Raw genomic sequence first — 527 nt, 5'->3', positions numbered from 1 at the left:
TCACGGCGTGGAGGGCACGGGCCTCGTCCGCGTACCCGGGCGGCGCACGCTCCTCAAGCAGCGCGTGTGCTCCTCCTCGCAGATCCTGCTGCGGCTCGACAGCGGCAGCACGGAGGACCTCGACACGCCCGCCGAGAACGAGCTGCTGCTGCGCCTCAGCGACGCCTGGGCCACCTGCGACGCCGTGATCGTGTCCGACTACGGCTACGGCATCCTCACCCACCGCGTCGTGTCCATGATCGAGCTGCTGCAGGCCCGCGACCCGCGCGTCCTCGTGGTGGACGCCAAGGACCCCACGCGGTACCGGGGCGCGCGGCCCACCGCCGTGAAGCCCAACTACGCGGAGGTGACGCGTCTGCTCGGCGTGAACGCCGTGACCGGCGAGGCGCGCGTGGAGCAGGTCATGGGCCGCGAGCAGGACGTCCTCGACCTCACGGGCGCCCGCGTCGCCGCCGTCACGCTCGACGTGGACGGCGGCGTGGTCCTGGAGCGCGGACGGCCCGCGTACCGCACCTTCACCCGGCCCT

At 73.4% G+C, this 527-nt stretch carries 1 protein-coding gene; it reads left to right on the top strand.

Annotation, left to right across the window (positions count from 1 at the left end; genetic code table 11):
* The coding region (locus DEIPI_RS39910) for a carbohydrate kinase family protein (RefSeq protein WP_211238299.1) at positions 1-527 on the top strand (527 nt) is incomplete at both ends.

Source organism: Deinococcus pimensis DSM 21231 (genome assembly GCF_000519345.1).
GTDB lineage: Bacteria > Deinococcota > Deinococci > Deinococcales > Deinococcaceae > Deinococcus_A > Deinococcus_A pimensis.
Note: the sequence above shows the minus strand (reverse complement) of the source record. Positions and strands in the feature narration are given on the sequence as shown.